General features: G+C 66.1%; 12 protein-coding genes. 8 read left to right on the top strand and 4 right to left on the bottom strand.

The window, feature by feature from the left end; translation table 11 throughout:
* The first annotated feature begins 123 nt into the window (after positions 1-123).
* From IEV64_RS13985 to IEV64_RS13970, 4 genes are read left to right on the top strand one after another with little or no spacing between them, the layout of a single operon-like run.
* Positions 124-1,227 carry an extracellular solute-binding protein gene (locus IEV64_RS13985; RefSeq protein ID WP_007274050.1) on the top strand — a complete coding sequence of 368 codons (1,104 nt, stop codon included), beginning with the start codon at positions 124-126 and terminating at the stop codon, positions 1,225-1,227.
* A 2-nt stretch (positions 1,228-1,229) separates the two neighbouring features.
* Complete coding sequence (locus IEV64_RS13980; RefSeq protein WP_007274051.1) at positions 1,230-2,165, top strand: ABC transporter permease; 936 nt, start codon at positions 1,230-1,232, stop codon at positions 2,163-2,165.
* Entirely contained in the window at positions 2,162-3,043 is an 882-nt protein-coding gene (locus IEV64_RS13975) for an ABC transporter permease (RefSeq protein ID WP_188424152.1), read from the top strand. Before IEV64_RS13980 ends, IEV64_RS13975 begins: the two co-directional genes overlap by 4 nt.
* A complete protein-coding gene (locus IEV64_RS13970) occupies positions 3,043-3,783 on the top strand; it encodes an ABC transporter ATP-binding protein (protein ID WP_188424151.1) in 741 nt (246 codons plus the stop codon). The genes IEV64_RS13975 and IEV64_RS13970 overlap by 1 nt, the downstream gene beginning before the upstream one ends.
* Before the next feature lie 49 nt (positions 3,784-3,832).
* On the opposite strand, the gene IEV64_RS13965 is transcribed toward IEV64_RS13970, so the two are convergent.
* The gene (locus IEV64_RS13965; RefSeq protein WP_229722639.1) at positions 3,833-5,077 is read right to left on the bottom strand and encodes a DUF6498-containing protein; all 1,245 of its coding nucleotides are present in this window, start codon (positions 5,075-5,077) and stop codon (positions 3,833-3,835) included.
* Between the two features lie 122 nt (positions 5,078-5,199).
* Here IEV64_RS13965 and IEV64_RS13960 point away from each other — a divergent pair, with 122 nt between their 5' ends.
* Together IEV64_RS13960 and IEV64_RS13955 are read left to right on the top strand one after the other, a co-directional pair.
* Complete coding sequence (locus tag IEV64_RS13960; protein WP_004971829.1) at positions 5,200-5,547, top strand: DUF8153 family protein; 348 nt, start codon at positions 5,200-5,202, stop codon at positions 5,545-5,547.
* 73 nt (positions 5,548-5,620) lie between these two features.
* Complete coding sequence (locus IEV64_RS13955; protein ID WP_188424150.1) at positions 5,621-7,051, top strand: DUF6498-containing protein; 1,431 nt, start codon at positions 5,621-5,623, stop codon at positions 7,049-7,051.
* Positions 7,052-7,164: 113 nt separating this feature from the next.
* Here IEV64_RS13955 and IEV64_RS13950 read toward each other — a convergent pair whose 3' ends face one another.
* From IEV64_RS13950 to IEV64_RS13940, 3 genes are all read right to left on the bottom strand, one after another.
* Entirely contained in the window at positions 7,165-7,476 is a 312-nt protein-coding gene (locus IEV64_RS13950) for a DUF7521 family protein (RefSeq protein ID WP_007274056.1), read from the bottom strand.
* Position 7,477: 1 nt separating this feature from the next.
* Entirely contained in the window at positions 7,478-7,849 is a 372-nt protein-coding gene (locus IEV64_RS13945; protein ID WP_007274057.1) for an ArsR/SmtB family transcription factor, read from the bottom strand.
* A gap of 340 nt (positions 7,850-8,189) precedes the next feature.
* The gene (locus tag IEV64_RS13940) at positions 8,190-9,386 is read right to left on the bottom strand and encodes a LolA family protein (protein WP_188424149.1); all 1,197 of its coding nucleotides are present in this window, start codon (positions 9,384-9,386) and stop codon (positions 8,190-8,192) included.
* Between the two features lie 449 nt (positions 9,387-9,835).
* On the opposite strand from IEV64_RS13940, the gene IEV64_RS13935 reads away from it, so the two are divergent.
* Both IEV64_RS13935 and IEV64_RS13930 read left to right on the top strand, forming a co-directional pair.
* Positions 9,836-10,036: a hypothetical protein gene (locus tag IEV64_RS13935; protein WP_161618817.1), complete on the top strand. Its 201-nt coding sequence runs from the start codon at positions 9,836-9,838 to the stop codon at positions 10,034-10,036.
* Between the two features lie 87 nt (positions 10,037-10,123).
* Positions 10,124-11,689 carry a PAS domain-containing sensor histidine kinase gene (locus tag IEV64_RS13930; RefSeq protein ID WP_049920444.1) on the top strand — a complete coding sequence of 522 codons (1,566 nt, stop codon included), beginning with the start codon at positions 10,124-10,126 and terminating at the stop codon, positions 11,687-11,689.
* The last annotated feature ends 595 nt before the right edge of the window (positions 11,690-12,284 follow it).

Raw genomic sequence — 12,284 nt, 5'->3', positions numbered from 1 at the left:
GTTGGAGTCTCAGCCGTCGAAACGGCTACGTTAGACTCATAGCAATTTCCTTTAGCGGCCGGTCGTGTTGCCCGAATGATGGTATCAACAAGGCGAAGTTTCATCGGGGGCTCTGCCGCGGCGGTGGCGGGTCTCGCCGGCTGTCTGACGACGAGTAGTTCCGAGAGTGACGCCGACGCGACGGGTTCCGGTGGCGGCGACGCGGAGACGTACGAGGTCGGGTATCAGGACTTCCAGACGAACATCGAGGCCACCGCGTTCCCCGATACGCTGTACTTCTACTGCGTGCAGTCCGGGTGGATGAACTGGCCGTCGCTGATGCAGTCGTTCGAGGATTCCTACGGCGTGGCGGTCCACGACGACGACCGCTCGTCGGGCGAGGCGCTCCAGCACATGCGCTCGCACTCGAACAACATGACCCACTCCGGGTACAACGGCGGGTATACCTACGGCATCGTCGCCCGGAACGAGGGCTTTACACAGGCGTACAAGCCGCAGGGGTGGGACAAAGTGCCGGACACGCTCAAGACCGACGACGGGCACGTCACGGCGACTCGCCGGGTGACGACGGCCGTGACCTACCGGAAGGACATCTACGAGGAACGCGGCCTCGACGAGCCGACCACGTGGGAGGACCTGCTCCAGCCCGAAATCATGCAGGACCTCGCACTCCAGACCCCGCAGGCGGCGGTCGGACTCGCGGCGGCGCTGTCGGTCAACAACGCCCGCGGCGGTAGTATGGACGACCTTCAGCCCGTCATCGACTACTACGAGCGGATTCAGGAGGGCGGCGCGGAGTTCACCGACAACTTCCTCGCGCAGTTCTCCCGCGGGGAGTACGCGACGTTCGTCCGGTACGACTACTCCGGGCTCGACCTCAAGTACAACAACGACGAGGTCGCAGAGGAGAACGTCGGCGTCGCGCTCTTGGGCGGCGAAAACGGCAATAAGGGAGCGCTCAACATGCCGTACGGCTACGCGCTCTTGGAGGGCGCGCCGAATCCGGCGGCGGGCAAGCTGTTCATGGACTACGTCCTCTCGCTGGAGGGCCAACAGCAGTTCCTCGACGCCTACGTCAGGCCGATTCGCTCCTCGGAGCTGGAGCTTCCCGACGAGTTCATCGACCCTACCGAGTACGACCGGACGGAGTTCCAAGTCGACTACGGTCAGTTGGTCGACCGGCAGGAGGACATCATCCGAGAGATAACGCGCGGCGCGAACATCTGAGGATGTCCGACCGACACGCCGAGAACAGTCCGCTCTCGCTCCGGGCGCTCACGGCGCGGGCGGTCGGCGCGTTCGAAACCGTCGCGAACCCCGTCACCGAGCGAGAGCGCGAGTACCGCCGCATCGTCGCGCTGTGCGCGCCGTTTTCGGTGCTGTTGCTCGTCGCGGGCCTGTACCCCCTCTCCGAGGTCGTTCGCATCAGCGTCTCGACGGCCCAGTACGAGTCGGTCGGGTTCTCGCTCGACGCCTACGCGACGCTGTTCGGGGACCCCTACTACCGCCGGGTGGCGTTCGACTCCCTGTGGCTGACCACCGGGACGACGCTCGTCTCGGTCGGACTCGCCGTCCCCATCGCGCACGCACTCGAGAAGTACGACCTCCCCGGCGAGGACCTCCTCGTCACGCTCGTCTCGTTTCCCATCAGCCTCCCCGGCATCGTCGCCGCGTTCATGATTCTGGTGCTGTTCGGGAACAACGGCGTCGTCACCGCGGTCGCGGCCGCCCTCACCGGGAGCCGGCCCACCGACCTCGCCTTTGCGGTCAGCGTCCCGGGGCTGTTCGTCGCCTTCGTGTACTCGATGGTGCCGCGCGCGACGCTCATCCTCCGCGGGACGTACGCCGAGGTCGACTCGGCCGCCGAGGAGGCCGCCCAAGCCCTCGGCGCGACGCCGTTCGAGACGTTCCGGCACGTCACGCTCCCGCAGATTCGACCGGGCATCACCGGCGCGCTGATTCTCACGTTCCGGACGGGGCTGGCGATTTTCGGGACGCTCGTCGTCATCCAGACGCTCGTCGTCTGGACGCTCCAGCTCTCGCGGGAACTCGGCGTCGGCTACGACGTGCAGGTCGCCGGCGCGATGGCGACCGTCTACTTCGCGTTCACCTTCCTGTTCACCGTCCTCGGACTCCGGTACACCAGCGCGGAGGTCGGCATATGACGCCGTCCCGCTCGCGTCGGTTCGGGCGGTCTGTCGTGACGCTGACCCTGTTCGCGACGGTCACGTTCCTCATCGCACCCATCGTCCTCACCGTCGTCGCCTCGTTCGCTACGAGTTGGACCGGTGTCCTCCCATCGGGGTTCGTCACCTTCGAGAACTGGCGGGCGGTGCTGGGGCTCGCTGATACGATTGGCTCACAGCGCAGTATGGGGTGGGACCCCCTGTTCAGCCTCCCGCTCGGCGGCGAGACGCTTTCGGTGTTGGTCCCGGCGGAGTTGGCGTTCAGCATCGGGCTGGCGCTCGGCGGCGTCCTCATCAACCTCGTCGTCGGCGTTCCCATCGCGTACGCGGTCTCCCGCTACGAGTTCCCGGGCAAAGAGTGGGTCAACGCCGTCTCGGTGCTCCCGCTCGTTCCGGGCGTCATCTTGGGCGTCGCGTTCCTTCGAGCGTACCCGGACCTCTCGGCGACGAGCTTCGGGCTCATCGTTGGCTACTCGCTGTTGAAAGCGCCGTTCATGGTGATGGCCGTGCAAAGCGAGTTCGAGTCGATGCCGCTCCGACAACTGGAAGAGTCCGCCCGCTCGCTGGGCGCGTCGTGGCCGCGGACGTTCCTGACGGTCATCGTCCCGAACGCCCGCTCGGGCATCGTCTCGGGGGCCATCATCTGCTGGGCGCTCGCGGCCGCGGAGTTCAACTTCTCGTACATCGTCTGGGCGAAAGGCACTCAGCCGCTCGCGCTCTTCTTGCAGCGACACATCTCGAACAGCTCGTTCACCAAGGCGGCGGCCGCCGTGTCGATGTTCTTTTTCATCATCGTCGCGGTCACCCTCCTCCTACAGCGGGTCGGTCGCCGCGGATTCGACACCAGAGGTAGCTAATGGCAGACGTGACACTAGACGCGGTTCGGAAAGACTACGACGACACGACGGCACTGGACGGCGTTTCGCTCACCGTCTCGGACGGCGAGATTCTGGGCGTGCTCGGCCCCTCGGGGTGCGGGAAGACGACGACGTTACGAACCGTCGCCGGCTTCGAGACGCCGACCGACGGAACGGTGAGGTTCGACGGCGAGGACGTGACGAACGTCCCCCCGGAGAACCGAAACGTCGGATTGGTCTTCCAGGAGTACGCCCTATTTGACAACATGACGGTCACCGAGAACGTCGCGTTCGGGCTGAAGATGCGGGGCGTCGGAAAGCGCGAGCGACGGACACGGGCCGAGGAACTGCTCGAAATGCTCGATATCGGCGAGATGGGCGACCGCGACCCGACGACCCTCTCCGGCGGCCAACAACAGCGCGTCGGGCTGGCGCGCGCGCTCGCCATCGAGCCGAACGTCCTCCTGTTGGACGAGCCGATGACGGGGCTCGACGCCCAACTGAAGGCGCGCCTGCGGACGGAAATCGGCGCGCTACTGGCGGAGTTGGACGTCACCGGCCTCTACGTCACCCACGACCAGGAGGAGGCGATGGTGATGTGCGACCGCGTCGCCGTGCTGAACGAGGGTCGCGTCGAGCAGGTCGGCACGCCCCGAGAGATATACGAGTCGCCGGCGAACGAGTTCGTCTCGGAGTTCGTCGCGCTCGACGCGCCCGACCTCCCGTTCGTCCGCTGGTGATTCGCTGGTGGGTCGCGGGTGGGTCGCCGATGAGTCAACTGGAATCGACTCACGCGCTTGCGGGACCGCCCGCGACCGCCGACCGACCGCCGGCTTCGACGGCGTCCGGCGGGAGATGCGGAAGGCGATAGACGCGGTCATCGCGTTCGAGTCGGAGCGTCTCGCTTCCGAACAGTCGGTCGGTGGCGCTCCGGACGCGCTTTAGTTCGGTCCGCGACTCGGGAGCGAGCCGCCATTGCGGCCCGAACAGCCGGTCGTAGCCGACGAGCCGCCCGTCTCCGGACGCCCCGTCGCAGACGCGGTACTCCATCGCCAGATACCGGAACGACCGGTCGAAGACGCCCAGCGCGGTGAACACCCCGGCGACTATCACGGCTCCCCCGAGCAGTTCGACCGCGACCCCGTCGGTCGTCGCGGTGCTGAGCAGGCCAACTAACGTCAACCCGGTCACCAACAGGAGCGCGAGCGGGGACCGGAGCCCGCGGACGACCCCGCCCACGACGACCGCCGACGGCTTCGGGCGGACGACTTCGGCCCCGTCCCGCGAACTCTCGATTCGCTCCCACTCGGGGGTGTCAGGAGCGAATCCGAGGTCGACCGACGTGCGCTCGTCGTACGCTTCCAGTCGGTCGCGGTAGACGTCGACGATGTCGGCGAGCAGTTTCACCGCGAGGACGAACGCCAGCACGAACGGCGGCGGGGCACCCGCGATGACGAATCCCCCGCCGATGAGGAGCGCCGAGCCGGTTCCCGCCATCGACACGAGCGCCGACTGAAGCGGTTGCTGTGGCGGGACCGACGCGTAGGTCCCGCCGAGGAGGTAGCGGCCCACGTCCACGGCCCGGCCGACGACGACGGCGAGCACGCCCAAGCCGACGGAGAGCGACTCGGCGTCGGTGAGCGTCGCGCCCGTTGTCTCGCCGACGCCGCCGACCCCGATTGCACCGAAGAGGACCCAACCCACGCTTCCGATGGCGAGGGCCATCAGGATGGCCGGGAGGTTCGCGACCTGAATCGACAGCGGCAGGACGGGCAGTCCGACGCGCCCGCGCTTTTCCGACAGGGCACCGAACACGAGCCACGAAAAGCCGTTCGCGTCGTAGGTCGGTCTGCCCTCCGCGAACAGCGCCTTCACCGCGGCACCGACGAGACACGCGCCGAGTTCGACCCAGTAGACCGCCAACAGCGCCACGAGCGACCAGTCGAGCGCGAGCACGCCGACGAGCGGGACGGCGTTGACCGCCATCAACACCGCCACCTTCGCCCGCCGCTTCTCCCTGGGGGTGAACTGCATTGCAGACGGCGAGGCGTTCCGACTCGAGATAGTTAGGTGGTCTGGCTCGCGTCGGGCGGTTGGAGCCGACTTCCCGCGACCGGTAAACAAGGTTGATGATGTCAACAAATTATATAGAACGTATGCGTCCCTCCATTCGATACCTCGCCTCCCTCGTCGTCGGTCTCGTCGTCGCCGGTGTGGCCGTCTCGGCCGCCGACGCGCCGGGATTGCTTCCCGTGGCAATCGCTCCGCTGTACGCGGCGACGACCGCGCTCGTCCTCCGCCACCGCGACGGGTGGGTGCGACTCTTCCGCTTCGGAGACAACCGCTGGAGCGACCGAAAGCGGGGTGCGCTCGGGGGCGGCATCGGCGCGCTCAGTTTCTCGCTGCTGCTCTCCCTCTCGGTCCCGGCCGGCATCACCGGAATCGGACTGATGTTCTTCGGACAGGCGCTCGCGGTCGCCGACTACGAGTCGCTCCCCGAGTAGTCGCGTGCCGCCGAGACGCTTCGAGAGCGGGTTTCATCAGATATATGACTGGATGAGCGAAACGACCAGTCCGATGGCCCCTCCACGGTACGGCGACGTCCCGACTTCGTCTCTACCCGCCGGCATCGGGTTCCTCCCGGTGCTCTCGGCGAACCTCCTCCCGCTCGCCGGCGTGCTGTGGTTCGGCTGGAACCCGGGGACGCTCCTCGCGGTCTACGTCCTCGAACTGCTGTTTTTGTTCCCGCTTTCGGGCGTGAAGGCGCTGTTCGCCGGCCGGCCGCCGACCTCGTCCCGCGAGGACGGCGTCTTCAGCCTGTCCGACAACGACCTCGTCGACAAGCGCGGAAGCGTCAGTATCCACGACCGACTCCCGCCGGTGTACCCGCGAAACGTCCCGTTTGCGACCGCCGTCGTCGGCGGCGGCGCGTGGGTCGGCGTCTTCCTCCTCGCGCCGCTCTCGGAGGTCGTCTCGGTGCTCGACGTGCTCGCCCGGCCGGAGGCGGTCGTCAGCGTCGCCGCGCTCGTCGTCGGGCAGGTCGGCGAGACCGCCGCCGAGTTCCTCCGGCGCGACCGATACGCCGAGCGCTCGCCGTACGCCCTCGTCGAGATTCCCGCCCGGCAAGCGATGTTTCTCGCGTGTTTCCTGTTCGTCGTCGTCCTCGGCGGCGCGACGGTCGCGCTCGCGGGGTTCGTGTTCGTGAAACTGCTCTTCGAGTGGTCCGGCTTCCGCGCAGAGCAGGGCGGCGGCGGCCGGCTTACGAGTTGGCTCTCCGGCCCCGACAGCGACGCGACCCGCGGCGAAATCGACGTTCCCGACGGCCGACCCTCGGTCGCAATCGACGCGGACCGTCGCGCGGTGGTCGCGGCCGCGGTCTGGCGCACAGCCACCACGACGGGACCGTTCTACGTCACCATGGCCGCGATGGTCTGGATCGGCGGGACCGCGTTCGTCGTCGAGGGGACCCCCTCGCTCGCGGTCTGGGTCGGGTTCGGTCTCTTCGGGCTCTGCCTCCTCGCGTTCATGCTCGCCGGCGATATCGTCGAGAGCGTGCTCGCGAGCGGGTGGCTGACCTACCGACGTTTCGGCGACCGCCTCGTCGTTCACGACCGCCTGACGAACGAGTCGCAGTGGGCGGCGGCGGTCGGCGACCTGCGCGACGCCGAAGTCGTGGCGACTCGGCCCACCGACCGCTACCTCGGAACGCGGACCATCGCGGCGACGGTCGGCTGGGGCGACGACGAGACGGAACACACGCTCGGACCTGTCGCGGACGCCGAGGCGTTCGTCGACTCGTTCGACCTCCCGATCGGCTCAACCGACCTCCCGCCGCTCGACCGCCGGTTCGTCGGGGCCGCCATCGCTTCGGTCGTCCTCACCGCGGTCGGCGTCGTCACCGTGGTTTTCACTCCGCTCGGGCCCTCCACGAGTTGGCTTCTCGCGCTGTTCCTGTTCCCGGTTTTCGCCATCGTCCCCAAGGGGTTCTGGAAGCTCGCGCACCCGTGAGGCGAGAGTCGGGACTGTCGATTTGGTGAATGCGTGTGAGCGAATTCGAGGAGAGCGAGCAAACGTGAGGAGGGAGTGCCCGATGGGACCGCCCGCGACGGCCCGCGGACGGACTACCCTCGCGAATGTAACGAGTAGGCGATGAGCACGACGCCACAGAACTGAAACAGCCGCGTGACGAGCGTGAGCGGCTGTTGGTACTGGAGGCCGATGTAGCCCTCGCGCAGGAGCACCGACCCGACGAAGGCGACGCCGAACGCGACGGCCGTGAGCAGGAACAGGCCCGCGGAGAGCGCCCGCATCGCCCGGCTGTCGTGACGGCGGTAGCCGCGATAGGCCTGATAGCCGACGTAGCTCCCGACGAGCGTCGAGCCGAGGGCGAGCGCGACGATGAGCCAGTCGAGGACGGCCGACAGGGTCGCCATCTCAGAGGTCCTCCCACATCCGTTTGAAGCGGTCGGCGGTGTCGGGTTCCCCCTCGCCGGGGAACGACTCGTCGTCGGTGCGCGTCAGGGACGACTCGAACGACCCGTCGTCCAGTGCGACGGAGAACTCGGCGAGCGTGGCGGTGTAGACGCTGTAGTGATTGTTACTGGTTCGAATCTCGGTCTGTTCGTCGAGGAGTCCGTACGCCTGTAATCGTTCCACCCGGCGGTAGACCGTCGGTTTGGACATCTCACACTCGTCGGCAAGCTCTTGTGCGGACATTGGTCTGGTACTCGTCGCTTCGAGGATGTCGCGGGCGTACTCGTCGCTGAGGAGGTCGAGAACGTCACCCAGCGCCGGATCCTCACTCACGGTGGTCGGATGACTGCTCGGCGGATTAATAGGCCCACGGGTTTCCACCCCCGCTGGTCGCGGCGACCGACTCGGGACGGGGGTTCGGTGGGGGTGTCGAGATAGCACGGTGGTTCGGGGTAGTGCGACGATACCGCGGGAGCCTACGGCGATGCTGTGGAGGGGCTGTCGCGTCAGCGATGGCCGCGATGGGTGCCGAAGTGCTGTCAGAGGGCACAGTACGGTACTGCTCGGGAGGGCAGTCCGATGTCAGTGCGGCGGGGCCCATCGCAGTTCGACCGACGCGCCGGGACAGTATATAAAACGGGGGCCAGTTTCTGACCCAGAAACTCGCAGGTTTTCAGGCCGAACAGCCGACAGAGCGGCCGACTTCGACGAGGCGGTCCGTCTCGACGCCGGTCCCGCGGACGGTGTGGCCGTAGCCGTCGCAGTTCCACGACACCGAGGTGGTCGGCCCGTAGTCGATAGTCGCCGGCTGACCACCCACCGTCGCGTCGCGCTCGTCGGCGTCGATGTCGAGGGTGTAGTTGAACTTCGCCATCGTGAGCTCGCGGCCGCCGGCGGCGTAGCGGAGGCCGACCCCGTCGATGCGGCCGGTGGTCCGCGTGGCGTAGACCAGTTCGTACGCGGGCGGAACCGTCGGCTCGGGGACCGAAATCGAGCTCCGCGCTTCCAAGTCGGCCCTGCTCCGGAACCACTCCGTGTTCGGCGTGTTCGGTCGCTCGACGGTCGTGTTCGCACCGATTTCCGGGCGGAACGCGTCCGCCGACACGGCCGCGTCGAACGTCACGTTCGTGTACGTCGTCGTCACCGACCGCCGGGTCCCGTCGGCCGTCCACGCCGTCTGTTTGCGGAGCGGGTAGAACCGCTCTGCGTCGAGCCACAGCCGCTGGCGGTAGCCCGCCTCGCTCCGGTTCGCCTCGGGGGCGATGTCGAGGACGTACGCCTCGCGCCCGCCGACGGTGTCTGTCTCGACGAACTCGACCGCGTAGCTACGGTTCGCGTCGGCTCCGGGGGCGGCACCCGGCGCGACACCGGCGTGTCGCGGCACGACGGGAAGCGGCGACACGCCGATGGACTGCGGGCGACCGTCGCCGTCGGTCAGCCCCGCGGCCGCGACGAGCAGTTGGAGCCGTTCGGCCGTCCGCGACTCGGTCGGCGGCCCCGTCAGGTCGATGGCGGTCACCTCACCTCCGTCTGTGTCGTGAAGCCAGAGCGTCGACCCGTTCGAGACCTGCCGGTCGTACTGTCGGTTCACCGCGTTTCGGAAGTTCACGCGCTTCCGTTCCGTCTCCGGGACGAGCGTCACGTCGGCGACTGTCCGAGACCTGACGGTGTCGTTGGTTCGAATCTCGACCGTCTGCCTCCCGGTGAGCGTGTCGATGCCGCGGTAGCGCTCAGTCACGTTCGCGTCGACCGCGGGGATCGCGTCGCCTATCGCGCCCCCCGTCGTCCAGAGGACCGCGGAGAGCGCGACGGCGACGAGCACGAACGCGGCGAGCGTGCGTCGGTTGAGTCGGAGTGGAGGGCGAGTCATGCTGTGTACACCCTGACAGGGAGTTCGACTGCGTGTCTGGGAGCCGACGGCTAAATACTTCTGGACGCCGGTCGTTCCGGGCGCCCACCGAACCGACAGCTACGCCCTCAACGCCCGAGACCGGTCGGATATGTCGGCCTCCACGACTCCCTCGACGCGAACGCGAGCGTGGGTCTGCGCCCTCCAGTGGGGTCTCGTTCAGGCGTTCGTCCTCGACACGTTGGGTCGGTTCCTTCGGACCGACTCATCGGCGGGGCCGCGGGCGGCTGTACCGGCGTGTTGCTCGCGGTTCTCGGGTTCGTTGTTTACTCGTGGTACACCGTGGCGACGCAGACCAGCTATCGCCTTGGCGGCGGGACGGGTATCGTCGCGGCCGCGTCTGTCGGTGCCGCGGTCGGCTACGCCTCCACCGATACCGACCGTTCCGGCGCCGAGCTCGGGAGTTCCTCGTGTTGCTACTGGTGTCCGCGCTGGTGTTGGCGCTCGCGGTTGGACTTGTGACGCTCGCGCTCGCCCTCGTCGGCGTCTCGGTGTTCGTCGGCTCGTCGGTCGTCGTGCCCGCCGTTCCCATCGTCGGGTCGCTCGCGATTTCGGGGTATCTGGCGTTCGTCGCCGAGACGACGCTCGTTTCTCGAATCGCTGACGGGTGACTCGACGACTGGTCGACGACGCTTCCACCCGTACACGCCTCGAACCGCCGGGGAGTTTATGCGCGTGGGGATGGTATTCAACCAATAATGTCCAGCGAGCGGATGGAGTTGTTCGAACACGTCGAAGCCGACCTCATTCTTCGGGAGTTCTTTCAGGAAGTCACCGAGTACGCGATATTTCTCCTCGACGCGGACGGGCTCGTGGCGACGTGGAACGAGGGTGCGAGACGCATCAAAGGTTACGAGCACGACGAGATTATCGGTCGCCATCTATCCGTGTTCTACCCAGACGACGGCGACGGTACGTCCCCCGAGGCGGTGCTCTCAATCGCCGAATCCGAGGGGAGTTACGAGGAGAAAGGGTGGCGCGTCCGGAAAGACGGGTCGCACATCCTCGTGCACGTGACCGTCCGCGCGCTGAACGACGACGCCGGTGAACTCAAGGGCTTCACGAAAATCGTCCGGGACGTCACGGAGACCTACGAGTACCGACAAGAGCTGGAACGAAGCCGAGACCGACTCGAACGCACCGAGCAACTGGCCGATATCGGCGGGTGGGAGGTCGACTACGAGACCGGAGACCTCCAGCTGACCGATGGAACCAAACGGCTGGCGGATATTCCGCCCGACGCGGAACTGACGCTCGACGAACTCAGAGACCACTTTCACGAGGACGACCGCGCGATTATCGACGAGGCTATCGAGGGCGCGCGAACCGACGGCGAGCCGTTCGACATCGAGATGCGAGTGATAACGGCGACGGGGCGAACGCGGTGGGTCCAAGTCCGCGGCGAGCCGACGGGCAACCGGACGAACGTCCGCGGCGCGGTGCGCGATATCTCGGACAGGAAGGAGCGCGAAGAGCGGCTCATGGTGCTGAACCGCGTGCTTCGTCACAACCTCCGGAACAACCTCAACATCGTCAGCGGCTACGCGCGGGAGCTTCGTCGGGACCTCGACGGGGTCGATATCCCGGCGCTGGGCGACGGTGACCACGAACGGTTACACGAGACGCTGGAGAACATCAGCGAGACGACAAGGGGTATCGACGCGGAACTGCGGACGCTCGACAAGTTGGTCGACGCGGCGAGCCGGTTCTCGGCGGAGGCGATGGTGTCGAAGACGAACCGAATCATCGAGAACGCCGACGGGCTCATGTCGACCGGCGAGAAGGCTCGTCGGTTCGAGAGCGTCGTCAAGGAGGGCGCCGACAGACGCCCGGTTCGCGTCGACGACGTGTTCACCGACCTCAAACAGACCTACGAGCAGAAATACCCCGAGGTAGAGATTCGACTCGAACCGGGCGAACAGACCGTACTCGCGGGCGAACACTCGCTGTTCCTCGCGCTCGACGAACTCGTACAGAACGCCATCGTCCACAACGACGAGGACTGTCCTATCGTCGCTGTCTCGTCGCGTCGCCTCTCCGGCGAGCGGGTCGCCATCACAGTCGAGGACAACGGCCCCGGCATCCCGCGAACCGAACGCGAGATTCTGAAACGCGGGAAAGAGACCCCGCTGGCACACGGGAGCGGGATGGGGCTGTGGACCGTCCACTGGTTCGTCACGCAGTTCGACGGCGAAGTCTCCATCGAGGACCGCGCCGAAGGCGGGTCGACGGTCGAAGTCAGACTCCCCACGCCGGAGAACTGACGTACCGGCTCAAGTCACATCCTCTTTGGCCGGAGAACTCGGCTCAACGCTGGCGACGTTTTGGTAGTGCGTGGTATGGTGGGGCGAGACATTCTTTGGGTAGCTCCGATAACCTAGATTATTCGAATTGCCCGGATTGTCTAATTATTCGGATTATCCGAGTGTTCTATAGTATCTCAGTAGTGTCGATACTGTGGATACGGTGCCTGTCGTTGAGCGGGAACGTGGCTCGGGAGAGGCACACTATCCACACACTTCAAGTAATCCACATTATTTGAAAAATAGAGATTATCAAAAGCACCGGTCGGTTCAGTCGCGTCGAATCGCGGTGAATCGCTCAGTTTTCCAGAGTATTCGAATTATCCAGATACTGTCGCTCGTCGGGGTTGCGTAACTCGTCCATCGTCGCCGAAGAATCTGCCCGGGATGGATTATGAGCACCATCTGGGCAAGCTACATTATCTAGATTGCTTGGATTTGGCAGGTGGATCCTGTAGCGATGACCAGTCACGAGACCCACGGAACTCGAATAACGCGTCACATCTGGATGTCGTAGATTATTCAGATTATCGCAAGTAAGTGGGTAACTCAAAGA

Source organism: Haloferax sulfurifontis (assembly GCF_014635105.1).
Classification (GTDB): Archaea; Halobacteriota; Halobacteria; order Halobacteriales; family Haloferacaceae; genus Haloferax; species Haloferax denitrificans.
This window is presented reverse-complemented; position numbering and strand designations above follow the sequence as displayed.

Coding starts and splice junctions, on each gene's coding strand:
- IEV64_RS13980 (WP_007274051.1), top strand. CDS start 1,230: ATGTCCGACCGACACGCCGAGAACAGTCCGCTCTCGCTCCGGGCGCTC.
- IEV64_RS13975 (WP_188424152.1), top strand. CDS start 2,162: ATGACGCCGTCCCGCTCGCGTCGGTTCGGGCGGTCTGTCGTGACGCTG.
- IEV64_RS13970 (WP_188424151.1), top strand. CDS start 3,043: ATGGCAGACGTGACACTAGACGCGGTTCGGAAAGACTACGACGACACG.
- IEV64_RS13965 (WP_229722639.1), bottom strand. CDS start 5,077: ATGCAGTTCACCCCCAGGGAGAAGCGGCGGGCGAAGGTGGCGGTGTTG.
- IEV64_RS13960 (WP_004971829.1), top strand. CDS start 5,200: ATGCGTCCCTCCATTCGATACCTCGCCTCCCTCGTCGTCGGTCTCGTC.
- IEV64_RS13955 (WP_188424150.1), top strand. CDS start 5,621: ATGGCCCCTCCACGGTACGGCGACGTCCCGACTTCGTCTCTACCCGCC.
- IEV64_RS13950 (WP_007274056.1), bottom strand. CDS start 7,476: ATGGCGACCCTGTCGGCCGTCCTCGACTGGCTCATCGTCGCGCTCGCC.
- IEV64_RS13940 (WP_188424149.1), bottom strand. CDS start 9,386: ATGACTCGCCCTCCACTCCGACTCAACCGACGCACGCTCGCCGCGTTC.
- IEV64_RS13930 (WP_049920444.1), top strand. CDS start 10,124: ATGTCCAGCGAGCGGATGGAGTTGTTCGAACACGTCGAAGCCGACCTC.